At 72.3% G+C, this 25,010-nt stretch carries 23 protein-coding genes; 7 read left to right on the forward strand and 16 right to left on the reverse strand.

What is annotated here, in order from left to right; genetic code table 11:
• The first annotated feature begins 2 nt into the window (after positions 1-2).
• A complete protein-coding gene (locus Vau01_RS17120; protein ID WP_203993403.1) occupies positions 3-1,196 on the forward strand; it encodes a M20 metallopeptidase family protein in 1,194 nt (397 codons plus the stop codon).
• Here the strand turns inward: Vau01_RS17120 and Vau01_RS17125 are convergent.
• On the reverse strand, positions 1,186-1,923 hold the full coding sequence (locus Vau01_RS17125) for an SDR family oxidoreductase (protein ID WP_203993406.1): 738 nt from the start codon (positions 1,921-1,923) through the stop codon (positions 1,186-1,188). The two genes, Vau01_RS17120 and Vau01_RS17125, sit on opposite strands and share 11 nt — an antisense overlap.
• A 91-nt stretch (positions 1,924-2,014) precedes the next feature.
• Between Vau01_RS17125 and Vau01_RS17130 the strand changes: the two genes are divergently transcribed.
• Positions 2,015-2,524, forward strand: a complete 510-nt coding sequence (locus Vau01_RS17130) for an RrF2 family transcriptional regulator (RefSeq protein WP_203993409.1) — start codon at positions 2,015-2,017, stop codon at positions 2,522-2,524.
• Positions 2,525-2,605: 81 nt separating this feature from the next.
• Positions 2,606-5,404, forward strand: coding sequence for a PASTA domain-containing protein (locus tag Vau01_RS17135; protein WP_203993412.1), 2,799 nt, complete (start codon positions 2,606-2,608; stop codon positions 5,402-5,404).
• Positions 5,405-5,458: 54 nt separating this feature from the next.
• On the opposite strand, the gene Vau01_RS17140 is transcribed toward Vau01_RS17135, so the two are convergent.
• Both Vau01_RS17140 and Vau01_RS17145 read right to left on the reverse strand, forming a co-directional pair.
• Entirely contained in the window at positions 5,459-6,682 is a 1,224-nt protein-coding gene (locus Vau01_RS17140; RefSeq protein WP_203993415.1) for a GNAT family N-acetyltransferase, read from the reverse strand.
• 9 nt (positions 6,683-6,691) lie between these two features.
• Positions 6,692-7,282 (reverse strand): response regulator transcription factor, encoded by a 591-nt coding sequence (locus Vau01_RS17145; RefSeq protein ID WP_239151646.1) that lies wholly within the window; start codon positions 7,280-7,282, stop codon positions 6,692-6,694.
• 254 nt (positions 7,283-7,536) lie between these two features.
• On the opposite strand from Vau01_RS17145, the gene Vau01_RS17150 reads away from it, so the two are divergent.
• Entirely contained in the window at positions 7,537-8,703 is a 1,167-nt protein-coding gene (locus tag Vau01_RS17150) for an MFS transporter (protein WP_203993419.1), read from the forward strand.
• Here the strand turns inward: Vau01_RS17150 and Vau01_RS17155 are convergent, their stop codons facing one another.
• The 11 genes from Vau01_RS17155 to Vau01_RS17205 form a co-directional block, all read right to left on the reverse strand.
• On the reverse strand, positions 8,704-9,555 hold the full coding sequence (locus Vau01_RS17155; RefSeq protein WP_203993421.1) for a glycoside hydrolase family 16 protein: 852 nt from the start codon (positions 9,553-9,555) through the stop codon (positions 8,704-8,706).
• Positions 9,548-10,822, reverse strand: a complete 1,275-nt coding sequence (locus Vau01_RS17160; RefSeq protein ID WP_203993423.1) for a cytochrome P450 — start codon at positions 10,820-10,822, stop codon at positions 9,548-9,550. The genes Vau01_RS17155 and Vau01_RS17160 overlap by 8 nt, the downstream gene beginning before the upstream one ends.
• Complete coding sequence (locus Vau01_RS17165) at positions 10,819-12,051, reverse strand: glycosyltransferase (RefSeq protein ID WP_203993425.1); 1,233 nt, start codon at positions 12,049-12,051, stop codon at positions 10,819-10,821. Before Vau01_RS17165 ends, Vau01_RS17160 begins: the two co-directional genes overlap by 4 nt.
• Positions 12,048-13,238 (reverse strand): GNAT family N-acetyltransferase, encoded by a 1,191-nt coding sequence (locus Vau01_RS17170; RefSeq protein WP_203993427.1) that lies wholly within the window; start codon positions 13,236-13,238, stop codon positions 12,048-12,050. Before Vau01_RS17170 ends, Vau01_RS17165 begins: the two co-directional genes overlap by 4 nt.
• Positions 13,235-14,119, reverse strand: coding sequence for a Wzz/FepE/Etk N-terminal domain-containing protein (locus Vau01_RS17175; protein WP_203993430.1), 885 nt, complete (start codon positions 14,117-14,119; stop codon positions 13,235-13,237). Before Vau01_RS17175 ends, Vau01_RS17170 begins: the two co-directional genes overlap by 4 nt.
• On the reverse strand, positions 14,116-15,216 hold the full coding sequence (locus tag Vau01_RS17180; RefSeq protein ID WP_203993432.1) for a glycosyltransferase: 1,101 nt from the start codon (positions 15,214-15,216) through the stop codon (positions 14,116-14,118). The genes Vau01_RS17175 and Vau01_RS17180 overlap by 4 nt, the downstream gene beginning before the upstream one ends.
• Positions 15,213-15,917 carry a polysaccharide deacetylase family protein gene (locus tag Vau01_RS17185; RefSeq protein ID WP_203993434.1) on the reverse strand — a complete coding sequence of 235 codons (705 nt, stop codon included), beginning with the start codon at positions 15,915-15,917 and terminating at the stop codon, positions 15,213-15,215. The genes Vau01_RS17180 and Vau01_RS17185 overlap by 4 nt, the downstream gene beginning before the upstream one ends.
• On the reverse strand, positions 15,907-17,391 hold the full coding sequence (gene murJ / locus Vau01_RS17190; protein WP_203993437.1) for a murein biosynthesis integral membrane protein MurJ: 1,485 nt from the start codon (positions 17,389-17,391) through the stop codon (positions 15,907-15,909). The genes Vau01_RS17185 and murJ overlap by 11 nt, the downstream gene beginning before the upstream one ends.
• A complete protein-coding gene (locus Vau01_RS17195) occupies positions 17,388-18,743 on the reverse strand; it encodes an O-antigen ligase family protein (protein WP_203993440.1) in 1,356 nt (451 codons plus the stop codon). The genes murJ and Vau01_RS17195 overlap by 4 nt, the downstream gene beginning before the upstream one ends.
• A gap of 4 nt (positions 18,744-18,747) precedes the next feature.
• Positions 18,748-20,145 carry a sugar transferase gene (locus Vau01_RS17200; protein ID WP_203993442.1) on the reverse strand — a complete coding sequence of 466 codons (1,398 nt, stop codon included), beginning with the start codon at positions 20,143-20,145 and terminating at the stop codon, positions 18,748-18,750.
• 237 nt (positions 20,146-20,382) lie between these two features.
• A complete protein-coding gene (locus Vau01_RS17205) occupies positions 20,383-20,994 on the reverse strand; it encodes a hypothetical protein (RefSeq protein ID WP_203993444.1) in 612 nt (203 codons plus the stop codon).
• Positions 20,995-21,109: 115 nt separating this feature from the next.
• Here Vau01_RS17205 and Vau01_RS17210 point away from each other — a divergent pair, with 115 nt between their 5' ends.
• From Vau01_RS17210 to Vau01_RS17220, 3 genes are all read left to right on the forward strand, one after another.
• A complete protein-coding gene (locus tag Vau01_RS17210; protein WP_239151647.1) occupies positions 21,110-21,304 on the forward strand; it encodes a hypothetical protein in 195 nt (64 codons plus the stop codon).
• Between the two features lie 19 nt (positions 21,305-21,323).
• A complete protein-coding gene (locus Vau01_RS17215) occupies positions 21,324-21,905 on the forward strand; it encodes a hypothetical protein (RefSeq protein ID WP_203993446.1) in 582 nt (193 codons plus the stop codon).
• A gap of 118 nt (positions 21,906-22,023) precedes the next feature.
• Positions 22,024-23,190, forward strand: coding sequence for a hypothetical protein (locus Vau01_RS17220; protein WP_239151648.1), 1,167 nt, complete (start codon positions 22,024-22,026; stop codon positions 23,188-23,190).
• 3 nt (positions 23,191-23,193) lie between these two features.
• Here the strand turns inward: Vau01_RS17220 and Vau01_RS17225 are convergent, their stop codons facing one another.
• Positions 23,194-24,465, reverse strand: coding sequence for a hypothetical protein (locus Vau01_RS17225; protein ID WP_203993448.1), 1,272 nt, complete (start codon positions 24,463-24,465; stop codon positions 23,194-23,196).
• 120 nt (positions 24,466-24,585) lie between these two features.
• Positions 24,586-25,010: RpiB/LacA/LacB family sugar-phosphate isomerase (locus Vau01_RS65020; protein ID WP_203993450.1), on the reverse strand; the 425-nt coding region annotated here is incomplete at its 5' end.

Here is a 25,010-nt window from a genome sequence, read left to right on the forward strand (position 1 = left end):
CCATGACCCTGCATTCCGACGCCGTCGCCATCCAGGACGAGCTCGCCGCCCTCCGGCGCGAACTGCACCAGACCCCGGAGATCGGGCTCCAGCTTCCGCGCACGCAGCAGACCGTGCTGGCGGCCCTCGACGGGCTTCCGCTGGAGATCAGCACCGGCACGGCGCTGACGTCGATCACCGCGGTCCTGCGCGGCGGAGCGAACGCGAACGGGCCGGTGGTGGTGCTGCGCGGCGACATGGACGCGCTGCCGATCGTCGAGCGCAGCGGTGAGGACTTCACGTCCAAGAGCCCGGGTGCCATGCACGCCTGCGGCCACGACCTGCACACCGCCGGGCTGGTCGGTGCCGCCCGGCTGCTCAGCGCCCGCCGGGCCGAGCTGCCGGGCGACGTGGTGTTCATGTTCCAGCCGGGCGAGGAGGGCTTCGACGGCGCCGGGCACATGATCGCCGAGGGTGTCCTCGACGCCGCCGGGCGTCCGGCCGACGCCGCCTACGGCCTGCACGTGATCGCGGCGGAGTACCAGCGGGGCATCTTCACCTCGCGGCCCGGTCCGTTGATGGCGGCCTCCGACGGGCTCTTCGTCCGGGTCGTCGGCAAGGGCGGGCACGGGGCGATGCCGCACGACACGCGCGATCCGGTGCCGGCGGCGTGCGAGATGGTCATGGCGCTGCAGGCGATGGTGACGCGCGGCTTCGACGTGTTCGACCCGGTGGTGCTCACCGTCGGCGTCCTGCAGGCGGGCACGAAGCGCAACATCATCCCCGACGACGCGATGTTCGAGGCGACCGTCCGCAGCTTCTCCCCCGCCGCGCGGGCGAAGGTGCGGGAGCGGGCGGTGACGGTGTGCGAGGGGATCGCGGCCGCCCACGGGCTCGACGTCGACGTGCGTTACGACGAGGAGTACCCGGTCACCGCGAACGACGCCGACGAGCACGAGTTCCTCGCCGGGACCGTGCGGGACCTGTACGGCGAGGAGCGGTTCGAGCCGATGCCCGACCCGGCGACCGGCTCGGAGGACTTCTCGCGGGTGCTGGAGCGGGTCCCGGGCGCGTTCGTGTTCCTCGGCGCCTGCCCCACCGACGACCCGAAGGCGGCCCCGCCGAACCACTCGCCGCTCGCCCGCTTCGACGACAGCGTGCTGGCCGACGGCGCCGCCCTCCTGGCCGAACTGGCGGTGCGACGGCTCAGCCGCTGAGCCACTCGGTCAACCGGATGGTGCCGGTGCGGGCGCCGGCGCCCGGGCGCAGCGCGTCGTCGTCGACCTTCGCGCCGAAGTAGGTCGCGGCCGGGTCCGACACCACCGTCCGCGGGTCGCCCGTCGCCGCGAGGCTCCGCCGCACCCAGTCGGCCAGCGGCAGCGACTCCGGGCCGCCGAGTTCGACGGTGCCGTTCACCGGCGCGTCCGTCACCAGGTCGGCAAGAACAGCAGCGACGTCGTCGCCCGCCACCGGCTGCACCAGGGCCGGCGGCAGCACCACCGTGCCGTCCCCGGCCGTCGAGACGTCGGCGATTCCGGCCGCGAACTCGAAGAACTGGGTCGCCCGCAGGATCGTGTACGGCACACCGCCCGCGGCGACCAGTTCCTCCTGGGCCACCTTCGCCGGCAGGTAACTGCTGTCGGGCACGCGCTCGGCGCCGACCACCGACAGCACCAGGTGGTGGGCCACCCCGGCGGCGCGGCCGGCGGCGAGCAGGTTGGCGGTCGACGCGCGGAAGAACTCGAGCACGGTGTCGAACGACGGCGGGTTCGTCACGTCCACCACCACGTTTGTACTGGCCAGCACGTCGGCGAGCCCTTCGCCCGTCACCGTGTCGACGCCCGTCCTGGGTGATGCCGGCACCGCCTCGTGACCGGCGGCCGTCAGCAGCCCCACCAGCTTCGACCCGATCAACCCGCTGCCACCGATGACGACGATCTTCATGTCGCTCCCCAACTCGGATAAGTTTTGTCCGAGAAAGAAGTTACCCGGACACCGGGTGTCCGAGTCAAGAGGCGCGCGCCACACTGTGGTCATGAAGATGTCCGGCGGCGTGGAGTGGGCGCTGCACTGCTGTGTGGTCCTCACGGTCGCCGACCACCCGGTTCCGGCCGCCCGGCTGGCCGAGCTGCACGAGGTCTCCGGTAGCTACCTCGCCAAGCAGTTGCAGGCGCTGTCGCGCGCCGGGCTGATCCACTCGGTGCAGGGACACGCCGGCGGGTACGTGCTCACCCGTGCCGCGGCGGAGATCACCGTGCTCGACGTCGTCGAGGCGGTCGACGGCGCGGCGCCCGCGTTCCAGTGCACCGAGATCCGCCAGCGCGGTCCGGTCGCCACCCCGCCGGAGGCGTGCACGAGGCCCTGCGCGATCTCCCGCGCGATGAGCGCGGCCGACGACGCCTGGCGGTCGGCATTGAAGGCCGTGACAATCGCCGGACTCGCCCGCGATGTCACGACCGACAACGGTCCGGGCGCCTTCGACATGGTTCGCACGTGGCTGGGCGGGCCAGCCCCCGCGGCGAACGGCCGACAGTCGGGAAGCTGACTGGTTCGCATACTCCCGGAAACGTGCCTAACCAGGAAATCTGCAGATCATCGCCTTGGTAACCGGACTTAGAGTCTCCACATGGTCTCTGCGGCATTCGGTCTCGGCGTCGACTTCGGTACTTCCAGTACCGTCGCGATGCTGCGTTGGCCCGACGGCCGGGTCAAGCCGCTCCTTTTCGAAGGCTCACCCCTGCTGCCGTCGGCGGTATTCGCCCCCACCGAGGGGCCCCTCGTCGTGGGTAGCGACGCACTCCACCACGGCCGGTTCGAGCCGAGTCAGCTCGAACCCAACCCCAAGCGCCTGATCGACGACGAGGGCCTGCTGCTCGGCAACCGCGAGGTGTCGGTCCTCGAACTGTTCACCGCCGTGCTCAAGCACGTCGCGGCCGAGGCGGCCCGCGTCACCGGCGGCGTCGTGCCGACGACCGCGCTGGCCTATCCGGCCGGCTGGGGCACCGTCCGGCGCGGGGCACTATTGGACGCCGCACAGGCGGCCGGGCTGGGCGGGGTCACCCTCGTACCGGAGCCGGTGGCGGCGGCCGACTACTTCACCCGCGTCCTCAACCGCGACGTACCGGTCGGCCAGGCACTCGTCGTCTACGACCTGGGTGCGGGCACGTTCGACTCGAGCGCCGTGCGCCGGGTCGAGGCCGGGTTCGAGGTGGCCGCGGTCGACGGTCTCAACGACATCGGCGGCCTCGACCTCGACGCCGCGATCGTCAAGTGGCTGCGCGACGGCCCCGCCGCCGGCCGCGACGAGGAATGGGCCAAGATCGAGAACCCGGTTGCGCCGGAGGACCGCCGGCGGCGGCGCGAACTCTGGGACGACGTGCGCATCGCCAAGGAGATGCTCTCCCGCGCACCGGCGGTGCTCCTGCGGCTGCCGGCGTTCGACCTCGAGGTGCAGTTCACCCGCGAGGAGTTCGAGGCGGCCGCCCAGCCGCTGCTGAACCGCACGGTGCGCACCACCGCCGCGCTCATCCGGTACGCGAACCTCACCCAGGACAACATCGCCGGCCTGCTGCTCGTCGGCGGGGCCAGCCGGGTGCCGCTCGTCGCCACGTTGCTGCACCGCACGCTGAACATCGCACCCATCGCCACCGAGCAGCCCGAACTGATCGTGGCCGAGGGCGCCCTGCAGTCGGTGGCACCGGCCACCCAGGCGGCGCACCCGGTGAGCGCGGTGCCGGTGTCGGCCCAGCCGATCTCCGGCCAGCCGTACTCGGGTGTCCCCGGCGGCCCGGTCTCCGGCGTCCCGATGCCGCCGATGTCCGGCGTGCCCGCCGGCTACGCCGCGGCCCCGGTCTCCGGCCAGCCGTTCCCGGGCCAGCCGGTCTCGGGCCAGCCGGTCTCGGGCCAGCCTGTTTCGGGGCAGCCGTTCCCGGGCCAGCCGGTCTCCGGTGCGGCCGGGGTCTACCCGACGTCCGGCGCACCGGGGCCGGTGTCCGGCCCGCCGGCGCACGTGTCGGGTGCCCCGGTGCACGCCACCTACACGCCGCCGCACGGGGTCGGCGGAACGCCGCCGCAGGGGTACGCGGCCGCGCCGGTCAGCACTCCGCCGCACGGGTACGCCGCGGCGCCGGTCAGTGGTGGGGGCGCTCCCCAGTCGGCCGGGGTCGGTTTCGCGCACCCGGCCACGCCCGTCGGGCACTGGGCCGCGGTGCCGACCGCACCGCACCAGACCGTGAACCAGGGCCCGAACACCACCGGCACCGTCTACACCGGTGGCAGCGTGCCGCCCGTCGAGCCGCTGCAGCCGCCGCAGGACAACCGGGACAGCCGGGTCATCCCGGTGTGGACCGTCAACGACGCACCGCGTCCCGGAACCGCCAGCCGGCAGCCGGCGGCCGCGCCGGCGCCGGTACCCGCGCCCACGCCGGCGCCCACGACCGGACGCCGCTCGCCGATCAGGCTGATCGTGGCGGGCGTGGTCGCGGTGTGGATCATCGTCGCGGCCGTGGTGATCGCGATGAACCTGCCCGGTGACGACTCGGGCACGAAGGTCCCGAACCTCGCCGGCCGGTCGCAGGACGACGCGACCACGACGCTGAAGGCGGCCAAGCTCGACGTCGGCACGATCATCTTCGAGGACTCCACCGACGTGCCGGCGAACATGATCATCCGGACCGAGCCGGCAGCGGACAAGAAGGTCGACCCCGGTACCAAGGTGACGCTGGTGCTCGCCCGCACACCCGGTTCGGCCACGGTCGCGCTGCCGGATCTGGCCAACAAGACGCAGGACGACGCGGTCGCCGGCCTCACCGCCGTGGGGCTGACCTCGGGCGACGTCGTGTACGAGGAGTCGACCACGGTCGGCGAGGGCCTGGTGATCCGCACCGAACCGGCGGCGAACACGCAGGTGCCGCCGAACACGGCGGTGAAGCTGGTCCTGGCGAGCAAGCCCGGCGCGCAGACGCCCGTCGCCCAGCCCTGCCACGTGCCCGACCTCGCGCACCAGAACCGCGACTACGCCGAGCAGCAACTGAAGAACGCGGGCATCCAGTACCAGATCAAGAAGGAAGACTCCGACTCGGTGCAGCCCGGCACGGTCATCCGCACCGATCCCGGCCCCGGCCGGCTCGAGCACTGCCGCCGCGTCACGGTGGTGGTCTCGCAGGGCGTGCCGATCCGCGTCCCCGACGTGATCGGTGACCCGGAGGGCTACGCCAAGCAGCAGATCCTCGACGTCAAGCTCAAGGCGAGCGTGCGGTACGAGAACTACTGCGGCGCGACGGAGACCAAGGACGCCGTGGTCACCGCCCAGAACCCGCACGGCGGCTCGACCGCCCACGAGGGCGACACGGTGACGATCACGCTCCCCAAGTACACCGGCGTCTGCGCCTCGAACAAGACCACGAACGACGAGGCGACAACCTGAGCCGATCTTGGACTCCGTGCGGTGCTGGAGCACCGCACGGAGTCCAAGATCGCGCTAGAACCACGTGGAGCACCACGGCGCGCGCTCACCGGCGAACATGCGGGTGGCGCGCGCCACCGCGTTCGGGGTGTGCTCGTCGACCAGGCCGGCCGCCGCGAGCGTCCGCACCGGGTGCCCGCCCAGGCACACCGCGCCCAGCGCCGAGACCCCGATCGTCAGGTCGGCCGTCGCCGTCGTCGGGGTGCAGGTCGCGCCGTCGGGGCCGCCGTCGAGGGCGAACCGGCCGCCGGTGTAGCCGTCGGTGTCGACCACGTCGAGGACGAGCTGTCCCTCGGCGCCGTACCTCCGCGCGCCGAGCAGCGCCGCCACGTCGAGCACCCGCACCCACAGGAAGTCGAACCGGCCGCTGGCCTTGGCGTGCCGGGCGTCGAAGAGCAGCCACGGCAGCACGTCGTCGACCGGCCGGTCGATCGCCTTGATCGTGTTGATCATGTCGAGGCTGATCAGGTGGTCCCAGAGCAGCGCGTCGCCCAGCGGTCCGGTGGTGAACATCGCCTGCGGCTCGACGGTGCCGTCCGGCTGCCGGTCGGTCCACCTGCCCTCGACGACGTAGCGGGCCGCGCCCACCACCTCGCCCGCCGGATCGCGCGCGACCACGTGGAAGGCCGGCTTCGGCTCACCCCAGCTCGGGATCCGCTTCAGCCCGTAGTCGACGTTCCAGAACCGCTCGGGCCGGCGGATCTCGCCCGGCGAGACCTGCCGGTGCCGCTCGTACAGCGTGGGCATGAGGTCGCGCGCAAAGTCGCGGTCGACGAACTCGACCGTCCCCTGTGGACGGTCGCGGAGCCGCGCGGTGCGCGTGTCGACGGTGAGGATCTGGTGCTCGGTGGCGGCGCCGTACCCGAACCGGCCGTAGATCGGCCACTCCGCGGCGATCAGGACGCTCACCGGTTCGCCCCGTTCGACGCTCGCGGCCAGGTCCTGGTGGACCATGCGCGTCGCGAGCCCGCGCCGGCGGTGGGTCGCGGTGGTCGTCACGGCGGTGACGGCGGACGCGGCGACCGTCGTGCCGCCGGGCAGCGTGAGGTCGGTGGGAAAGCTGCGCAACGTCGACACGATGCGCGACCCGTCGAAGGCCCCGTACGTCCGGTCCAGGTGCGTGCCGTCGCGGCGGGCCTCGGCGTCCTTGTCACCGATCGGGTTGAGGAAGCCGGTGGCCATGGCGGCCCAGAACGGCCCGACCTCGCTCTCGCTGATCGTGCGAATCTCCAGGTGCATTTCGGAAGGCTAGCGGAGCCATCCGTCCTTGCGTGCGATGCGGATCGCGTCGAGGCGGTTGCGGGCGCCGGTTTTCGTGATGACCGAGGAGATGTGGTTGCGCACCGTTCCCAGCGACAGGTAGAGGCGGCGGGCGATCTCGGCCACCGTCTCGCCCTCCGCGGCCAGGCCCAGCACCTCCCATTCGCGGGTGCTCACCGCCTTTTCGGTACTGATCGCGGCCACCTCCAGGCGCGGGTCGACCACCCGTTCGCCGCGCGCGACGTGCCGGATCGCCGCGGCCAGCTGGCGCACGGAGGTGTCCTTCACCACGAAGCTGACCCGGCGGGCGCGGCGGCGCGGCGGCAGCATGCCGCGCTTGGTGGGGTCACAGAGGACGATCACCGCGCACTTCGGCGCGGCCGACTTCAACTCGGCCACCTTCGGGAGTATCTGGCTGACCATGAGATCGGTGTTCACCAGCACGACGTCGGGCGCGAATTGCGCCGCGAGCGGGGCGATCTCCAATTCGATATCGGCGGTGGCGACCAGTGCGATATCGGGCTCACGGTTCAGAAGAGTGGAGAACCCGGCGCGATTCCATTGACCGTCTTCGAGCATGAGAACTCGGATCATCGCCGGAACCCCTTGAGGAGATATTCTATTCCATTACGATAAACCAGTTGCGCCACCAAATCTGTCGACCATTCGGGTCCATCACTCACGGCGTTCGTCGCCAAAGCGCCGGCAATTCGTATTTGTGCAAGCTTTCGCGTCCGCTATCGGCGCGCGTAAGTGGCATGTCGGACTTCGGTGTCGCATTTCCGTCCCCCGAACGGGGTATGCCGCGAACACGTACGGCACGATTGGATCTCATGCGGCTCTCCGGCGGGGCCCTGCTCGGGCTCGCCTACCTCGGCTTCATCAGCCTCGGCCTGCCCGACGCGCTGCTCGGGGTCGGCTGGCCGTCGATGCGCGCGACGTTCGGGGTGTCGATCGAGGCGGTCGGCCTGATCCTGACCGTCGGCGTCACCGGCTACCTGATGTCGAGCGTGTCCACCGGGTTCGCGCTGGCGAAGCTGGGCGTCGGGCGGCTGCTCGCCGGCAGCACCGGCCTCGTCGCGCTCGGGCTCACCGCGTACGCGGCCGCGCCGGTGTTCGCCCTGGCCCTGGTCGGCGCGGTGCTGGTGGGCCTCGGCTCGGGCGCGATCGACGCCGGACTCAACGTCTACGCCGCCGAGCACTTCGGCGCCCGGCACATGAACTGGCTGCACGCCAGCTTCGGCTTCGGCGCGACCCTCGGTCCCCTGATCATGACGTCGGTGCTCGGCGCCGGGCTCGGCTGGCGGTGGGGGTACGGCCTCACCGCGGCGGTGCAGGGGCTGCTGGCGGTCGCGTTCGCGGTCACCGCCCGGTCCTGGGACCGTCCCCGACAAACCGAAGCGGAGCCGGAACCGCCGCGCGGAGCCCTGATGCTGCCGACCGTCTGGCTGGGCGCGCTGACGTTCGCGCTCTACACCGGCACCGAAGTGGCCGTCGCCCTCTGGACGTTCACCCTGCTCACCGACGGCCGTCACCTGTCCACCGGCGTCGCCGGCACCTGCGTCTCGGCGTACTGGGGCGCGCTGTTCGCCGGCCGGATCGTCTACGGCGCGGTCGCCGACCGCCTGCCCGGCGGGAAGGCGCTGGTCGGCTGCCTGGGCGGGATGCTTGCCGGCGCGCTCGTCGCCGTGCTGCCCGCACCGGCACCGGTCACCGTGTTCGGCGTGCTGCTGATCGGCCTCTTCGCCGCGCCGGTGTTCCCGCTGCTCACGCTGACCACCGCCGACCGCGTCGGCGCCGACCTCGCCGGCCCGGCCGTCGGCCTGCAGATCGGCGCCGCGTCGCTCGGCGCGGTGATCTGCCCGGCCGTGATCGGCCTGCTGGTCGGCCGCCACGGCACCGGCGTGATCGCGCCGTCGTTCGTGGTGCTGGCGCTGCTGCTCCCGCTCTCCTACGCCGTCACGGTAAAATTGAAACCTATTGACGCACGTCAATTATAATTAGCGCTCCCAGGCCCTGATGTAATCGACCCGCTTTACCGCTTCGGTGGTGCCCGCCGCCGGCGGGACCTCCGCGAACACCGCCAGATTCGACACGATGTTGGTCACCCCGTCCGAGGTGGCCGGCGTGCGGCAGACCTCGACCCCGTCGACATACCAGGTCGTTCCGGACTCCTCGATCGCCGCCCCGTAGGTGTGCCACCCGTCGGCCGGGTCGAACGGCAGCGCCGGCTTGCAGTTGCCGCCCGCGCCCGAGTGCTGCGTCAGGTCGAGCCGGTGCCGCGTCTCCGAGTAGAACTCGTACACGTCGGTCTCGATGTAGCGGTTCTCGAACGGCGCCTGCCACGTCCACAGCGCCGGCCAGAAGCCGCGCGCCCGCGGCAGCACGGCCCGCTCCTCCACGTACCCGTACCGGAACCCGTACGACGGCGTGCTGGAGATCAGGCACGACGTCCACTCGTACCGCTCCCCCGACGGCGACGTCACCGCCTCCCGCCGCGCGGTCATCGTCAACTCGCCGTCGCCGACCGCGCAGTTCGCGGCCTGGTTCCACTCCAGTTGCTTGTTCTTCTTGTTGCCGCGCCCGTTGTCGGCCTCGGCGCCCGACTCGTCGGCCCACCGCCCCGCGTCGAGCGACGACCCGTCGAACTCGTCGCTGAACGCCATCTCCCACCCGCCGGTCTGCCCGACCGGGAGCGGCGGCCCGTCACCGTCCTGGTGCGCCGGCGGGGGCACGGCCACCGCCCGGCCGCCGGGCCCGTCGTCACCAAGAGCAAAGACAAGAGCAAGAGCAGATATGACGCCCACCGCCACGGCGCCGAACCCCAGCGTCCTACGCACTTTCCTACTCACTGTGTGCTCCTGTCGCGAAGCTGAGGCGGGCGATCCGGTTGTCGAAGTTCGACGGCACGAGCTCCGGCTCGCCGACCGAGCGGATGTCCGGCAGGCGGGTCAGCAGCTCGCGGAACAGCACGGAGATCTCCTGCCGCGCGAGCGCGGTGCCGAGGCAGAAGTGCGGCCCGCCGCCGCCGAAGCCGACGTGCGGGTTCGGCGACCGGGTGACGTCGAACCGGTTCGGGTCGGCGAACACCGTCTCGTCGCGGTTGGCGGAGTTGTAGAACAGCACGACCTCGTCGCCCGCGCCGAGCCGGTACCCGTTGAGGACGGTCTCCCGGGCGACCGTGCGGCGGAACTGGATGATCGGCGTCGAGTGCCGCACCAGTTCCTCGACGAAGCCGCGCTCGTACGTGTCGAAGTCCTCGACGAGCAGCGCGCGCTGTGCCGGGTTCTCGGTGAGCAGGCGCAGCCCGTGCGCGATCGCGTTGCGGGTGGTCTCCACGCCGGCCACCAGCAGCAGGGAGAAGAACGCCCCCAGTTCGCGCGAATTCAGCTTCGCCGCGACGAGCGCGGAGACGAGGTCGTCCTCGGGGTGGCGGCGGCGCTGCCGGGCCACCCGGGCGACCACCCGTTGCAGGCGGGCCAGCGCGAACAGGCTGCGGCCGGGCAGGCGCCGCCAGCGCGGCACCCGCACGCCGGCGTGCTCGGTGGTCCGGTTGAGCCGGGCGAGCAGCGTCGACCGGTACTTCGCGGGGATGCCCATCATCGCGCAGATCACGCGCAGCGGTAGCTGGGCGGCCACCAGGTCCACGAAGTCGCCGTCCTTGCGCGCCACCACCTCGTCCACGATTTCCGTGGCGACGGTGCGCATGTCGTCGGTGATCTTCGCGATGACCCGCGGCGTGAACGCCTTCTGCACGATGCCGCGCAGCCGGGCATGCTCCGGGTCGTCGAGGTTGACCATCGAGTCGCCGAACACGAACCGCACCCAGCGCGCCGGCTTCGGTGTGGTCACGCCGGGGCCGCTGATGAAATCGTCGGAGCGGCGGCTCGCGTCGACGACGTCCTGGTGCCGCACGAGGGCGTGGAACCCGGTCATCGGCCTACCACGTGCGGCCGGCCGCTCCACGAAGTACACCGGCTCGGGCAGGTGCCGCAGCCGGGCGAACGCCTCCTCGCGCCGGGTCACCGGCTGCCGCCAGAACCGCGGTTCGGCAAGATCGATGTCAATGTAGGGGCAGGTGCCGCGCCGGCCGGTGCCGGCTCCGGTGAGAACCTTCATCGCAGTCCCGTCCTTTCCACGGCGGTTGTCGTGGCCGCGGCCAGCCGGTCGAACGTGTGCCGCAGGTCGAACCGCGCCGCGTGGGCCGCGGCCGCGTCACCCTCGACCCGGCACCGGTCGGCGTCACCCAGCCGCCGGGCGAGGGCACCGGCCAGCGCCCCCGGATCGTCCGGCGGCACCAGGGCACCGACCGTCGACGGCACCACCTCGGCGAGCCCCGGCACACGGCTCGCGACCACGGCCCGTCCACAGGCGAACGCTTCCAACACGGTGAGCGGCAACCCCTCCCACCGCGACGGCAGCACCACCACGTCGGCGGCCGCCAGCCACGGCCGCACATCGGCGGCGGCACCGGCGAACGTCACGCCGTCGGGCGTGGTGCGCGGAAAGCCCGCCGGGCCGGCCACGCCCGAACCGCCCGCCAAGCCGGCCGCGCCCGAACCGCCCGCGCCCAAACCGCCCGCGCCCAAACCGCCCGCGCCCGAACTGCCGGCGGTGGCGGCGAGGCCGGCGAGCAGGTCGCCGTCGCCGACCAGCGCGAGGTGCGCGTCCGGCACGGCGTGCCGGACGTGTGGCCAGGCGGCGAGAAGCACGTCCTGGCCCTTCTGCCGGGTGACCCGCCCCACGCAGACCGCGAGCGGCGCGTCCGGGTCGAGGCCGAGGCGGTGCCGGGCGGCGGCCCGCTCGGCCGGCCCGGCAACCGTGTACCGGCTACGGTCGACGCCGTTGCGGACCACCGTGTACCGCCCCGCGACGTGCTGCTCCCGGCCGGCTTCCGCCTCGGCGGCACCGACGCACACGAACAGGTCGGTCCACCGCGCGGCGGCCCGTTCCCAGGCCACACTGGCGGCGCGCAGCCGCCCGTCGACGGCGAGCCACGACCAGCCGTGCGGCTGGAACAGCGTCGGCAGCCGGCGGCCGAACCGGGTGCGCAACCGCCCGGCGAGCCCGGCCTTCGACGCGTGCAGGTGCAGCGCGTCGGGCCGGTACCGCTCGACGATCGCCGCCAGCCGCCGCGCCTCCCCGAGCGAATTCCGGCCGGGGTTGCGCCCGGCGCTCCACGTAACGCGCGGAATCCCGGCGTCGGCAAGACTTTCGGCGAGCCTCCCATCGGGACAGGCGACGGCGACCCGCCAGCCGCGGGCCACCTGATCCTTGCAGGCCGCGAGAACGTACGCGGCCACCCCACCGTCGACCGGTTGCGCCACATGCAGAACCGCCGTACTCACCGGTCCACCCCGCTTGCGTCGCTCGCGGATCTTGGACTCCTGAAGGGGCTGTAGCACCTCACGGAGTCCAAGATCCGGAAGGAGGAGGCGCGGACGGTGCGGAGCCAGGGGGCGCGGGACTTGGCGAACCGGACGGCGGCGGCGCGGGCGCGGACCGCGGCCGCGTAGGCGTGGCCGCGCGGGCTGCCGGCGCGCACGAGCAGCACGCGGCGGTTGACCGACTCGGTGGGGCGCCAGCGCTGCTTGTAGGGTTCGGCGCCGCGCAGCATGCTCATCGTGGCGCAGCCGTGGTCGACGGCGACCGGGAGCGTGGTCGAGATGAGCAGCGTGGTGACGTCAAGTTTGTCGCGCAGCGACGGGTCGGCGCCGTAGAGGTAGCCGCCGGCGAGGTCGGTGCCGACGACGACGAGGTTCGACGCGACGTGCGCGCCGTCGAGGCGGTACTCCAGCAGTACGGCCTGGCCGTCGGCGATCATCGTGGGTACGGCCGCCGCGAGGTGCTGCGCGAATGCCGGCCGCAGGTGTTCGGCGTTGCCGCCGCGGCCCTGCCACTGGTCCCTGTGCAGCCGCAGCAGGTCCACTGTGGACCGTTCCGCGTCCGCCGGCTCGACGGCGCGGATGTCGAGGCCGAGTTTGGCGAGCTGGTTGACGCGGCGGCGCACGGTCTTGCGGGCGTGCGCGGGCAGGTCCCTGACGAACGCCTCGAAGTCCTGCGCCGGCAGTTCCAGGCACAGCGACGCGGGGAGCACGACGCTCGACCGCCAGCCGGCGGCGAGCCGCGTGGCGACGCCGCCGGGCCGGACCTCGGGAAAGTCGACGGCCTGCCAGCCGCGCATCGCGCGGAGGGCGCCGGCGAGTTCGCGCACCGCGTCGGCGCGGCAGGTGTCGTCGGCGAGCACGTCGGTGAAGTCGGAGAACGCGCCGCCGACCGGCACCAGCACGGCGCACCCGCCCCGCCGGACGAGCGTGAATGCGGCCGCCGCCACCAGCGTGCCGCCGCGGCGCACGAGCACGACGCGCAGCCGCCCGTTCTCCCCGTACGCCGCCCACCAGGCATGGTTCCAGGCGTAGGACTGGAACGGGGTGGCTTCGGCGCAGCGGCGGAAGAGGTCCGTCCACTCCGGACGGAGGCCGGTGAGATCGTGCCTGATCTCGACCGTCCACTGTGGAGCGAGAATGGTGGTCACGATTCCTCCCGGTAGATCACGACGGCGCGGCCGACGATGCGCGACGTCTTCACGGTCGACGCGGGGTCGTCCGGTTCCTCGGTGGCCGGCGGGGTGCTCACCGGTGCGCTGGCCGACACCGTGGCGCGCGGGGCGGCGGGGGCGTTGAACACCTCGCCCACGAGGGCCGACAGGGTGGGGCTCCGGTTCGCGATCGCCGGCCTGCGTTGCACCGGCACCGGCACCGTCGCCCTGACGCCCGGACCCGTGGCCACGATGTGCTGGGTCGCCGCGCTGTTCCCGCCGACCGGCGCCGGTTCGCCGGTCTCGGTGTCGCGGCGGCGGGCGATCGCCGAGCGGCCCACCCCGGCCAACGCCGCCAGCCCGGCCAGCAGCAGCCCGGCGGCCGCACCGACGGCCAGTTCCAGCGGCGGTTTCGGCGACGACGGTTTGGTCGGCTTCGCCGCCTGCGCCAGCATCGACACCCCGACGCGGGTCTCGGTCCGGCGGGTGCCGGCGAAGTCGATGAGACCCTGCGCGACCGCGTTCGCCACGAGCTGGACCCGGCCGGCGTCGGTGCCGGTCGCGGTGATCTCGATGACCGGTGCGTCCGGTGACGTCGACGCGGTGACCCGGGCGAGGTCGCGGGCGGCTCCGGCGCCGATGGTCTTCGTGGCGTTCTCCGCCGCGGGGCCGGTGGTGGCGACCCGGCCGTAGGCCTGCGCGAAGTTGACGGCGGCGAACGGTTCACCGGCTTCGGCGGTCACCACGACGTACGCCGTCGCCTGGTAGGTGGGCGTCTTGGTGGCGCTGTACACGGCGCCGGCGGTGCCACCGAGAACGGTGAGCACCAGCAGCAGCCCGAACTTGTGCACGAGGCGGCGGAGGATCTGTGCGGTCATCGTCGTTTCCCTGCTGCTTGCGGTGAGCGGTTCGCCAGGTTCGCGTAGAGGTCACGCACCGCGTCAGCGAGCGCGCCGGCGGCGTAAGGGGTCTGTGCCGCGTCTCTGGCGTCCATTGTGGAGAGTTCCACGCGGATTGCCTCGCGGTATCGTGCCGCCTCGGGCGGCAGCTTCGTCGCCACCACAACGGGTTCGGCCACCTCGTCGAGCGGCGGGCAGGTGGTGTAGAGCACCCGCAGTCCGTTCGCCAACGCCTCCAGGACGGCGAGGTTGAACGTCTCCTGCTCGCTCGGTGCGGCGAGGAGATCCATGGCGCACAACGCGTCCCGCGCGTGATCGGTGGCGCCCGCGAACACCACGCGGTCGGCGATGCATTTTGCCTGCGCCTCCAACTGCTGCCGGGCCGAGCCGTCGCCGACCAGGAGCAGGGTGACGTCCGGGAGCGTGCGGACCGCCTCGATCAGGATGTCGAACCGCTTGGTCGGCTCCAGCCGGCCGAGGCCGCCGACCACCCGCGCGTCGGCGGCGATGCCGTACCGGGCCCGGGTCGCGCGGCGCCTGCGCTCGTCGAAGGCGAGTTCGGCGGGATCGATCCCGTTGGGAATCACCGTGATCCGCGACGGCCTGACGCCCCAGGCGACCAGCCGCTGCTCGACCGCCTGCGACACGGCGACCGTCGGCCCGGCCGCGATCCGTTCGGCGGCCAGGTACAGCGCGCGGACGGCCGCGGTGGTGCGCCGGCCCTCGATCTGCCCGTCGCCCAGCGAGTGCTCGGTCGCCACGACGTGCCGCACCCCGGCGAGCCGGGCGGCGACGCGACCGTAGACGCAGGCCCGGTACAGGTGCGTGTGCACCACGTCGAACCGGCCCGCGCGGATCAGCCGCACCAGGCGGGGCAGCGCGGTGACGTCGTTGTTGCCCCGCATCCGCAGGACGTGCACCGGCACGCCGTCGGCGCGGATCGCGTCGGCGACCGGGCCGGGGTCGGTGAGCGTCACCACTTCGCACTCGATGCCGTCGAGACCGCGCAGCAGCAGCCGCAACTGGTGCTCGGCGCCGCCGGCGTTGAGACCGGTGATCACGTGCAGGACCCTCATCGCGCACCCACCTTGCGGTTGCGCAGGCCGTGCCGGATCCACTTGGCGTGCAGGCGGGGCGACGAGTCCCGGTCGCCGATGTAGGTACGCGGCAACGCGTGCGGGCCGTCGATGCTGCGGGCGCCGACGGCGCACGCGTACGCGTATCCGGCGGCCGACACCATCGCCACCTCGCGCCCGCCGACCGCGCCGTACGGGTAGCAGAACCCGTCGACGGGGCCCCGCACCAGTTCCTGCAACGCGATCCGGCTCGCGCCGATCTCGTCCTGGAGGGCGGCATCGTCCACTGTGGTCAGTCGGGGATGGGTCAGGCTGTGCGAGCCGACCTCGATGCCGGCGTCGGCGACGCGGCGCACGTCGTCGGCGGTCATCAGCGGCTTGCGCGGGCCGGCGGCGTCCCACGCGTTGTGGTTGCCGAGTTCGCCGGTCACGACGTAGACCGTCGCCGTGAAGCCGTACCGGCGCAGCGCCGGCACGACCCGGGCGACGAAGTCGGCGTAGCCGTCGTCGAACGTCAAGCCGACCAGCCCGCGCGGGTCGGGCGCGGCGCGCAGTTCGCGCATCGACACCCCGCGCAGCCCGCGCCGGCGCAGCCACCGCAGTTGGCGCTCGAACCGCTCCGGCCGGACCGTGACGCGGTACGGGTCCTCGGTGTAGGGCTCGACCGAGTGGTACATGAGGATCACGGGTTCAGTTGCCACGACGCACCTTCTCCCCGAGCAGATGGGCGGCCGCGACGAAGACGACGAGCATCACCACGCCGCCGGAGAATGCGGCCACGGCGCCGTGCGTCACGCGTCCACAAAGGACACCCGCGCCGGCCGCGACGGCCGCCGCCACGCCGAGCCGCGCGGACGCCGCGCCCAGCGACCCGAGGGAGACCGCGATCACCGTGCGCCGCATGCCGATCAGCAGCAGCACGGCGGTCAACGTGATGCCGATGCCGTTAGCGGCCGCGATCGCCGGCCCGCCGAAGTGCGGCACCGCCACCGCGGCGAGCACCGCGTTCACGGCGAGGCCGGCGCCCATCGCCATGGCCGGGAACCAGAGCGGCCGCTCGCCGGTGAAGAACGGCCGGCACAGCACGCCGACCATCGCGTGGCCGAACAGGCCGAACGCGTACACCCGCATGATGGCGGCGGTAGCGTCGGTGTCGGCGGCGGTGAACGCGCCGTGTTCGAGCAGCAGCCCGATCACCGCCGGTGCGAACACGATCAGGTACGCGGCCGCGACGAAGATGAGCGCAGTCACCGTACGCAGGTCCTCCTCGACCCGCTTGCGCGCCGCCGAAATCTGTTGCGCGGCAACGTTCTTCGCCAACGTCGGGAACGTGACCGTGCACACCAGCAGCGCCACCAGCATCGGCAACTGGGCGATCTTCTGCGCGTAGTTCAGGTGCGAGATCGTCCCCGGTTCCAGGTGCGAGCCGAGGAACCGCTCGACGAACACCTGCGCCTGCCGGCTCAGCGTGTAGACGGCCAGCGGCGCGAACGCGCCGAGCGTCACGAGCGAACTCCCGCGGACGCTGATCCGGCGCGGCAGCCCGACGTGGCGCAGGAAGCTCGGCAGCTGCGCCAGCACCATCAGCGCCCCGCCCACCGCGACACCCGCCGCGGCGCTGACGATGCCGAACCGGCCGTGCAGCGACCAGATCAGCGCCAGGATGCCGACGTTGGAGGCGAGGTGGATGGTGGCCGGCGCGCCGAACACGTGCTTGGCGCGCAGCGCCGCGCTCACGTAACCGGCGACGCCGAACGTGAGGATCGTCAGCGCGGTCAGCCGGGTGCAGGTGACGGCGAGCGCGGGATCGGCGAGGCCGGGCGCGATCAGCCGCACGATCCACGGCGCGAACGCCACCACCGCGATCGACGCCAGCGACAGCACCACCACGATGCGCGGCAGCGTCGCCGCCACGACGTCGCGCGGTTCCCGGCCGTCGGCCAGCGCACGGCTGAACAACGGCACCAGGAGGAAGGCCATCGCGCCCTCGACCACGAGCGGGAACGCGGTCTCCGGCACGGTCCAGGAGACGAGGAACGCGTCGGTGCCGCCGTCGGCGCCGAAGTAGCGCGCGATGAGCAGGTCCCGCACGAACCCCAGCAGCGAGCCGGACAGCGTGATGGCGACGGTGACGACGGCCGCGCGGACGAGACCCTTGTGAGTATCGACGGTCATGTCGGGTCCTCCGAACGAGGCACGATCAGGCCGCGGCGCGCGATCAGGCCGAACGACACCGCCAGCACCACACCCGTGGGGCCGGCGCCGATGTCGCCGTAGCTGAAGTCGATGAGCGTCCACACGAGCAGGCCGGGCGCGACGAGGTCGAGGAACCGGTGCTCCACAGTGGACGCCGCCCGGCGGCGCACCGCGCTGGCGCCCAGCGCCAGCAGCAGGCCGCCGAACGCGACCGCGCCGACCACGCCCTGCTCGCTGAGCACCATGAGGTACTGGTTGTGAGCCGACAGCAGCGGTTCGCGGCGGAACCCCGCGGTGAGGTCGTCGACGTCGCTGCCGGCCGACAGCGACATCGGCGCGTAGGTGTCGCGGTAGCGGTGGAAGTCCTTGAGCCCGACGCCGAACACCGGGTGGTCGCGCCACATGCCGACGGCCGCGCCCCACAACGCGTACCGGTCCTGCACCGACCGGTCGGGCGCGCTGCCCGACGATCCGATGCTGGTGACCCGCTCGGTGTAGGTCGCGGAGGTCTTGTTGCCGCTCAACGTCAGCCCGCCGAGGACGACGACGAGCAGCGCGCCGCACATCGCGGCGGCCTTCCAGTTCCAGGCGATCAGCACGACCGCGAGCGCGACCGCGGTGGCGATCCACGCGCCGCGGCTCAGCGACAGCGCCAGCGGCAGGCCGAGGGCCAGGGTCAGCCCGACGAGGTGCACCCGCAGGCGACCCGTACACGCCAGCGCGAGCGCGAGCGTCACCACGATGCCGTAGCCGATCAGCGCGCCCATCGCGAGCACCTGTTCGGCACCGAACGTGCCGACCGCGCGCACGTAGTCGCCGGCGTAGGAGGCGCCGGTGCCGGTCACCGACTGGTAGACGCCGACGATGCCCTCGACGACCGTGGTGAGGATCATCGCGCCGGCGACGAGGGCCATGTCGAGCCGGTCCTTGATGGACATCGCGACCGCGACCGGTACGAGCACGAACAGTTCGGCGTAACGCACGAACCCGCGCACGCTCTCGCCGATGTCCTGGGCGCCGAGGGTGGCGCAGGCGAGGGCCACGATCACGGCGGCGTAAGGAATCCAGCCGCGCCGGGAGCGGATCCGGTTCATGCGCACCGCGACGGCGATCACGGCGAGGCTGGCGACGGCGTCGGCGACCGTGACGCTGGCCCCGAGGTCCTGGTAGGGGCTGGGGACGCAGACGATCAGCAGGGCGGCGGCCACGAGGATGCTGGGGCGCTTCACCACCGCGTGGCCGACGGCGAGCAGCGATGCCAAGGGGGTCAGGGCGACGTGCAACGGGAGGCTGCGCCATCGGTGCGGCGGGTGAACGGTCATGCTCGTCATGGCGTCACTTCCGGTTGATGCTCAGCATCGAGCCGACGGTGCGGGCCATGATCTTCAGGTCCAGGCCCAGCGACCAGTTCTCGATGTAGTAGTTGTCGAAGCGGGTCCGCTCCTCGATCGACGTGTCGCCGCGCAGCCCGTGGATCTGTGCCCACCCGGTGATGCCGACCGGCATGCGGTGCCGGTCGCCGTAGCCGGTGTACGTGCGGCGGAACTGCTCGACGAAGAACGGGCGCTCGGGCCGCGGGCCCACCAGCGACATGTCGCCGCGGAGAACGTTGAGCAGTTGCGGCAGTTCGTCGAGCGACGAGTTGCGCAGCAGCCGGCCGAGCCGGCCCACCCGCGCGTCGTTGTTGATGTTCCAGCGCACCTGCGACTCGAGGTCCGACGACGGGGTGAGCGAGCGGAACTTCATGATGGTGAACGGCCGGTCGTCCTGCCCGATCCGCTCCTGCCGGAAGATGACCTTGGCCCGGCGCGACTCCGCCCGCACCAGCAGCGCGCACGCCAGCAGCACCGGCGAGAGCAGCAGCAGCCCCGAGCCGGCACCCATGACGTCCACGAGCCGCTTTGCCGCCCGGGCGATCGCGCCCCGGCCGGCGGGCAGGCGCACCAGCGGGATCCCGTGCACCAGTTCGGTGCTCCGCACCGCGAGGTCGAACAGCCGCGGGACGACGAACACCGTGACGCCCAGCCGCCGGCACTCACGCAGCGTGCCGACCAGGTCCTCGTCGGGCGTGCCGGGGAACGTCACCACGACGGCGTCGGGGCGGTGTTCGGCGATGACGACGTCCAGGTCGTCGGCGTCACCGAGCCGCCGGACCGGCGTCTCCTCGCCCGTGACCGGTGCCGGACCGACGACACCGACCGGGCACAGCCCGAAGGCCGGGTCGTCGCGCAGGATCTCGGCCACGCGCAGGCCGATCGAGCCGGTGCCGACGACGACCGCCGAGGCACCGACGGTGCGCCGGCGGGTGCCGTGGATCGCCTTGTAGGTGATCGACCGGGCGATCAGGAAGCCGCCGAACATGGCCACCGGCCACAAAAAAGGCGCCGCGGTGAACCAGGGCGGCGCCAGCAACGTAGGTAGCTTCCACCAGGCTCCGAGCGGAAGGACGGCGACCATGCACAGCAGCGCGCGCGTCACGTCGTCCAGCGGGGAGAAGTGCAGCCGCGGCCGGTACAGGCCGGCGACCGCGAACAGCACCACGCACAGGACGGTGCGGGTCGCGGTGGCCGGCGCCGTGGAACCGGCGACGGTCGAGAGGGCCGCCATCGTGGTGACGTCGGTGACGACGAGCGTGTTCCGCTCCCACCGGCCGAGGCCGGTGCCACGGGCGTCCACAGTGGACAGTAAGCGACCGGGAGCGGCCGCCGGACGGAACCCGTCCGTGGGGGCCACAGCTGCGAATTGATGCTGCACGGCGGCCTTCCCTTCTCGTATTCAGGCACGGCGGAGCCGGACGCGGAAGCGCCCGGTGTGATGTGGATTGAGCTAATGACGCCTTTTCGCGTCCAGCTCAGGGTGGCAGCCGGCCCCTAGGGGTTACGAGTTGAAAATGTCATCCAATAGCCGAAGGAGTTTCACGTTCGGCATGACATCGGCCGGGCACAAGGGATCCGGCCGGGAAAATGCTGTCTACAACTGGACGGGTTCGACCTCGGCCTGGGGCGCGGTCGTCGACATCGGCGGGGTTCCGGGCGGCAGCTCGATGAGGACGCCCTGGGAATCGCGCGACCACCGCACGCCCAGCCCGTCGGTGAACCGGATCTCCACCTTCATCGCCGCCGACGGCGCCAGCTTGATCGAGCCGTCCTCGTTGACCCGCGACGGGTCCGGCGTCCCCTCGGTGCGCTCCTCGTCGAAGCCGGCGAAGACCTCGGCCGCGACGGCCGGCGGCACCGTGCCGAGCTGGCGGACCGCGATCCAGGCCGCCGGCGCGTCCCGGTAGATCAGTTCGACGTCGTACACCGGCGACTCGGACCCGTTGCGCACCGCGGCGCCCACGATCCCGCGCCGGAGCAGCGACTCGTACGTCGACCGCTCGCTCACCGGCCAGGCCGCCACGAGTTGCGCCTGGGAACGGGCGCGCTGCTCGGCGTCCCGTTGATACAGGTCCTGGATGATGCGCAACTGGCTGACCACGGATCGTTGGCCGCGCAGCGCGACCATCGACAACACCGCCGCCAACCCGACGGTGAGCAGGGCCGCGATCGCGGACAGCCACAGAGGCAGCACAGCACCGTCCACAAAATGACGTTACCGCGCTTTTTTGGTATCCGCGGTGGTTCTTCCGTTCTCTGGTTGCCGGGTGGGCTTCGTGTGGGGACCATGGAACAACCCGGGGGGCGAGGGGGTGTTGGCGGTGCGCTGGATCCTGCTGGTGGTCGGGGCCCTGATGCTGGTGGTGGGCCTGATCTGGACGTTGCAGGGGCTCAATGTGTTGGGGGGAAGCGCGATGACGGGCCAGACCCTGTGGGCCGTCGTCGGGCCGATCGTGGCGATCGCCGGGGTGGTGATCGTCGGGCTCGGTGTGCGACGCGGCACCGCACGCCGCTGAGAGGGCGTTTACTGGGTCGGTGATCCGCTTCGTGCTGGTCCTCTGCCTTGCACTTTCGTCGTGCTCGGCTTCGTCGGGGGACGGGTGGACGGTGACCGTCTACTACACGGCGGTCGCCTCGTTCCACGACGGCGCGACCGAGCGGGTCACCGGTTGCCCTCGGTTGGAGTGCTCGTCCGGCACGGACGACCTCGGTACCTACCCGTCGTCGTTCGTGCGGGCGGTGCGCGACGAGGGCACCGGCCGGATCGACGCCGGCCGCTACCTGAACTGGTCGGTCGACGTCGGCTTCTGGCTGGACTCGGCACCCCGCGACAGCGCCGGCGGGGTGCTGGAACCCTGGCGCTCGGCCGCCGCCGACGCCGACGTGCTGGGCGCCGGCAAGCAGTTCACGATCGCCTCCTGCGGCCCGGCCGACGACGTCGCGGCCGAGGTGTGCGACCGGCTGCGCGAGGCCCGATGGATCATCCGGGACGAGTTCACGCCCGGCCTGGGCGGCGACCGCCACGTCGACGTCTACATCGGCGAGGAGACCGGCCCTGCCTTCACCGAATCCGAGTGGTACACAACGCTGGAAAACGCCCGGCTCACCTTTTCGTAGTCTTAAGCCTTTCTTAAGACGGGCACACGGGGTCGGCCGGCCCCGCAGGCGTCCCTAAAGTCGACGCGTGCAGTTCAGGCCCCTCCTCGCACGCCCTGTTACCGCTCGTTTGTCGGCTTTGACGCTGGTCGCGGCCTTGGTCCTCACCGGCTGCGCCGGCCTGAAGTCCGGCGCGCGCGGCACCGGCGACGGGCTCGACCCGGCCGGCAACGCGGTCGCCGCGCCCGGGACGTCCGGCTCGGCGTCGGGTGCGCCGTCGGCTTCGGCGTCCGCGTCGGCGTCGCGCACGGCCGCCGCCCTGCCGCAGGCGGGCAACCCGAACGGCAAGGCGGCGATCCCGGCCGAGGCCCGCGCGGTCGACACGTCGAAGCCCGATCGCACGGTCGGCAACGGCACCGCGGCGAGTTGCACGTCGGAGGCGGTGGTCGCGGCGGTCGCGGCCGGCGGGATCGTGACGTTCAGCTGCGGACCCGACCCCGTGACGATCACCTTGAAAGCGACCGCGAAGGTGCGCAACACCGTCTCGCGCGTGGTTCTCGACGGCGGGGGCAAGGTGACGCTCAGCGGCGCCGGCCAGCGCCGGATCCTGTTCATGAACACCTGCGACAAGGCACAGGGTTCGATCGGCGGCAACTGCGCCGACCAGGCCACCCCCAACCTGACCGTGCAGAACCTGACGTTCACGAACGGCAACTCCAACGGCGCCCGCACCGAGTTCGACGGTGGCGGCGGCGGTGGGGCGATCTTCCAGCGCGGCGGCCGGTTCAAGGTGATCAACTCGCGGTTCGTGAACAACAAGTGCGAGTCGACCGGCCCCGACGTCGGCGGCGCCGCGCTGCGCGTGTTCGACCAGTCCAAGGACCTGCCGGTCTACGTCGTCAACAGCACGTTCGAGGGCGGGGTCTGCTCGAACGGTGCCGGCCTGAGCAGCATCCACGTGTCGTGGGTGGTGCTGAACAGCCTCTTCCGGAACAACCAGGCGATCGGCAAGGGCGCGAACCCGGCCCGGACGGGCACCCCGGGCGGCGGCAGCGGCGGCGCGATCTACTGCGACGGCGACAAGTACACGCTGACGCTCAACGGCACGGTCATCGAGGGCAACAAGGCGAACGAGGGCGGCGGCGCGATCTTCTTCGTGAGCAACGACCGCACCGGCACGATGTCGATCCTGAACTCGCGGCTGAAGGGGAACCCGAGCGCCGGCTTCGAGACCGACGGGCTGCCCGGCATCTTCTTCCTCGGCGCGAGCCGCCCGAACACGTCCGGCTCGACGCTGTCGAAGTAGGTTTTACCAGGGTATTACCGGCACCGCGTCGTACGGGCTTGGCGATACCCGGGCGTCGAGGCGGCGCAGCAGGTCGGCCGGCGGTTCGGCGCGCAGCGGCAGCGCGTCCCATTCCGACCGCGCCGCGGCGACGCTGACCAGCGGCGGCTCCGGCTCGGGCGGCGGCGCCGAGAGGCGGCCGTCGAGGCGTACGACGTCGACCACGTCGGGCGCCAGCGCGTGGAACAGGTCGAACAGGGCCACCAGCGCGATCTGCTCGACCGCGGCGTCGTACCGCCGGCGCAACTCCTCCTCCGGCACCAGTTGCCGGCGGATCGCGTCGGCCGCCGCCACGTACCGGTACCGCCGGACGCCGGGGACGATCTCCGGCCCGGGCAGGTCGCACTCGGCGTCGATCTGGCAGTAGTCGGGCCGGTAGGTCAGCCGCCACCGGAGCATGACGCCATCCGGCCACGACCGGGCCGACAGCACGATGCGGGCGAACTCCTCGACCGCGCCCGGGTCGTGCTCGCGGTACCCGGCCCGGAGCCGGTCGACGGTGGCGTTGTGGGCGTTCGCCTCGGCCGCGATGGCGTTCTCCCGCTGCTGGTGCTCCAGCCGCGCGACCGACAGCCGCCGCACCCGGTCGAACTCGGCGGCCCGGTGCTCGGCCCTCGCCTGCCGGTAGTCGGCGTACGCGGCCTGCCGGGCCCGCTCGCGGGCGGCCCGCTGCCCGGGCACCCACGACGGCAGGGTGGCGCCGGCGGGTTGGAAGTCCTCCGGCTGCGGCTCGGCCAGCGGCGTGGCCAGGTCGCCGGCGTCGAACGGCTCGGCCGTCACCTTGCGCCGCAACGACCCGAAACTGACGTGCAACGGGCTGGCCAACGCGGTCGTCCACAGATCGTCGAGCGCCGCCGACCGCGCCCCGACCGCGACGGTGGCCTCGCGCGCCTCGGCGTTCCGCCGCCGGACGTAGCCCTCGTAGGTCTCCGGCTCCCCGCGGTCTCCGTTTCCGCGTCGCCCGTTCTCGCGGTTACCCGGTGGCGTCTCGCCGATCTCCCGCAGCCGCTGTTCGCGTTCGAGGACGGCCTGCTCGGTCTCGACCTGGCGGGCCGCGCGCTTGGCCGCCGTCCGCTGCCAGATGCGGCGCTGCTGCTCCTGGCGGACAGCCTCCAGGGGACGCGCGACCCGGCGCAGTTGCCGGACCCGTGCCGGCGGCAGGCTCGACCGGACCGCCCGGGCGCCGCGGTCGACCCGCGTCACCTGTACGGCTCGTGCCGCCTGACCCCCCGCCACGCCGACCCCCTCACCAGGCTGGATCCCCCTGAGTCTCCAGCCTGCCACAATCTGTCGAGATCGCACTCCATGCATACCCAGGTCAGGGCACTTTGACGGGTGGACGACAGACCGAAGGTTCTAGGGCGGCAGCAACCGATCAAGCGCGGCGATGTTCTCCGCCTCGTCCGGGTCGGGCGTGTCGACGGCCAGGAACGCCTCCGTCACCTCGACCGCCACGTCGGGAGCGAGCCGTTTGAGGCTCATGGCCAGCACGTTCGCGTCGTTCCAGAGCCGGGCCCCGCGGGCGATCCACGGATCCCACGCGAGGGCCGCCCGCACGCCGGGCACTTTGTTGGCGGCGATGGCGGTGCCGGTGCCCGTCCAGCACATGACGATCCCGACGTCGGCCACTCCCTCGACGACGGCCCGCCCGACGGCGGCACCGAGATCTGGCCACGCCGGGGCTGTTGTGCTGCCCGCCGCCGTTGCCTCGCCCGCCGCCGTTGCCTCGCCCGCCGCCGTTGCCTCGCCCGCCGCCGTTGCCTCGCCCGCCGCCGTTGCCT

The sequence above is a fragment of the Virgisporangium aurantiacum genome, from assembly GCF_016863635.1.
In the GTDB taxonomy this organism is placed as follows: Bacteria; Actinomycetota; Actinomycetes; order Mycobacteriales; family Micromonosporaceae; genus Virgisporangium; species Virgisporangium aurantiacum.

Bases quoted from the DNA above. Each gene is read 5' to 3' on its own strand.
- Vau01_RS17120 (WP_203993403.1), top strand. From the start codon at position 3: ATGACCCTGCATTCCGACGCCGTCGCCATCCAGGACGAGCTCGCCGCC.
- Vau01_RS17125 (WP_203993406.1), bottom strand. From the start codon at position 1,923: ATGAAGATCGTCGTCATCGGTGGCAGCGGGTTGATCGGGTCGAAGCTG.
- Vau01_RS17130 (WP_203993409.1), top strand. From the start codon at position 2,015: ATGAAGATGTCCGGCGGCGTGGAGTGGGCGCTGCACTGCTGTGTGGTC.
- Vau01_RS17135 (WP_203993412.1), top strand. From the start codon at position 2,606: ATGGTCTCTGCGGCATTCGGTCTCGGCGTCGACTTCGGTACTTCCAGT.
- Vau01_RS17140 (WP_203993415.1), bottom strand. From the start codon at position 6,682: ATGCACCTGGAGATTCGCACGATCAGCGAGAGCGAGGTCGGGCCGTTC.
- Vau01_RS17145 (WP_239151646.1), bottom strand. From the start codon at position 7,282: ATGCTCGAAGACGGTCAATGGAATCGCGCCGGGTTCTCCACTCTTCTG.
- Vau01_RS17150 (WP_203993419.1), top strand. From the start codon at position 7,537: ATGCGGCTCTCCGGCGGGGCCCTGCTCGGGCTCGCCTACCTCGGCTTC.
- Vau01_RS17160 (WP_203993423.1), bottom strand. From the start codon at position 10,822: ATGAAGGTTCTCACCGGAGCCGGCACCGGCCGGCGCGGCACCTGCCCC.
- Vau01_RS17175 (WP_203993430.1), bottom strand. From the start codon at position 14,119: ATGACCGCACAGATCCTCCGCCGCCTCGTGCACAAGTTCGGGCTGCTG.
- Vau01_RS17180 (WP_203993432.1), bottom strand. From the start codon at position 15,216: ATGAGGGTCCTGCACGTGATCACCGGTCTCAACGCCGGCGGCGCCGAG.
- murJ (WP_203993437.1), bottom strand. From the start codon at position 17,391: ATGACCGTCGATACTCACAAGGGTCTCGTCCGCGCGGCCGTCGTCACC.
- Vau01_RS17195 (WP_203993440.1), bottom strand. From the start codon at position 18,743: ATGACGAGCATGACCGTTCACCCGCCGCACCGATGGCGCAGCCTCCCG.